Genomic DNA, 1,878 nt, shown 5'->3' on the forward strand with positions numbered 1-1,878 from the left:
GATGGGTAGGGGAGCGTCGTGTGCCGGGTGAAGCAGCCGCGGAAGCGAGTTGTGGACGGTTCACGAGTGAGAATGCAGGCATGAGTAGCGATACAAACGTGAGAAACGTTTGCGCCGATTGACTAAGGGTTCCTGGGTCAAGCTGATCTGCCCAGGGTAAGTCGGGACCTAAGGCGAGGCCGACAGGCGTAGTCGATGGATAACCGGTTGATATTCCGGTACCCGCTGTGAAGCGTCAAACATCGAACCAGGCGATGCTAAGTCCGTGAAGCCGCCCCTGATCTCTTCGGAGTGAGGGGGAGTGGTGGAGCCGACGGTCCAGACCTGTAGTAGGTGAGTGATGGGGTGACGCAGGAAGGTAGTCCATCCCGGGCGGTGGTTGTCCCGGGGTAAGGGTGTAGGCCGAGTGGTAGGTAAATCCGCCGCTCTTCAAGGCTGAGACCTGATGCCGAGCCGATTGTGGTGAAGTGGATGATCCTATGCTGTCGAGAAAAGCCTCTAGCGAGTTTCATGGCGGCCCGTACCCTAAACCGACTCAGGTGGTCAGGTAGAGAATACCGAGGCGTTCGGGTGAACTATGGTTAAGGAACTCGGCAAAATGCCCCCGTAACTTCGGGAGAAGGGGGGCCACACCTGGTGATGATCTTTACGGTCTGAGCTGGGGGTGGCCGCAGAGACCAGCGAGAAGCGACTGTTTACTAAAAACACAGGTCCGTGCGAAGCCGTAAGGCGATGTATACGGACTGACGCCTGCCCGGTGCTGGAACGTTAAGGGGACCGGTTAGCTCCATTTCGGTGGGGCGAAGCTGAGAACTTAAGCGCCAGTAAACGGCGGTGGTAACTATAACCATCCTAAGGTAGCGAAATTCCTTGTCGGGTAAGTTCCGACCTGCACGAATGGCGTAACGACTTCTCGACTGTCTCAACCATAGGCCCGGTGAAATTGCACTACGAGTAAAGATGCTCGTTTCGCGCAGCAGGACGGAAAGACCCCGGGACCTTTACTACAGTTTGATATTGGTGTTCGGTTCGGCTTGTGTAGGATAGCTGGGAGACTTTGAAGCTCGCACGCCAGTGTGGGTGGAGTCGTCGTTGAAATACCAGTCTGGTCGTGCTGGATGTCTAACCTGGGTCCGTGATCCGGATCAGGGACAGTGTCTGATGGGTAGTTTAACTGGGGCGGTTGCCTCCTAAAGAGTAACGGAGGCGCCCAAAGGTTCCCTCAGCCTGGTTGGCAATCAGGTGTTGAGTGTAAGTGCACAAGGGAGCTTGACTGTGAGACCGACGGGTCGAGCAGGGACGAAAGTCGGGACTAGTGATCCGGCGGTGGCTTGTGGAAGCGCCGTCGCTCAACGGATAAAAGGTACCCCGGGGATAACAGGCTGATCTTCCCCAAGAGTCCATATCGACGGGATGGTTTGGCACCTCGATGTCGGCTCGTCGCATCCTGGGGCTGGAGTCGGTCCCAAGGGTTGGGCTGTTCGCCCATTAAAGCGGTACGCGAGCTGGGTTTAGAACGTCGTGAGACAGTTCGGTCCCTATCCGCTGTGCGCGTAGGAATATTGAGAAGGGCTGTCCCTAGTACGAGAGGACCGGGACGGACGAACCTCTGGTGTGCCAGTTGTTCTGCCAAGGGCATGGCTGGTTGGCTACGTTCGGGAGGGATAACCGCTGAAAGCATCTAAGCGGGAAGCCTGCTTCGAGATGAGTATTCCCACCTCCTTGAGAGGGTAAGGCTCCCAGTAGACGACTGGGTTGATAGGCCAGATGTGGAAGCCCGGTAACGGGTGAAGCTGACTGGTACTAATAGGCCGAGGGCTTGTCCTCAGTTGCTCGCGTCCACTGTGTTGGTTCTGAAACCACGAACAACCCCACGTT

At 56.6% G+C, this 1,878-nt stretch carries 1 rRNA gene; it reads left to right on the top strand.

The features are described from left to right. Window positions 1–1,827: ribosomal RNA gene (locus ACIBCJ_RS35560) — 23S ribosomal RNA — on the top strand; the annotation flags it as partial. Between the last annotated feature and the right edge of the window lie 51 nt (window positions 1,828–1,878).

It is taken from the genome of Streptomyces sp. NPDC051136, from assembly GCF_044455745.1.
Classification (GTDB): Bacteria; Actinomycetota; Actinomycetes; order Streptomycetales; family Streptomycetaceae; genus Streptomyces.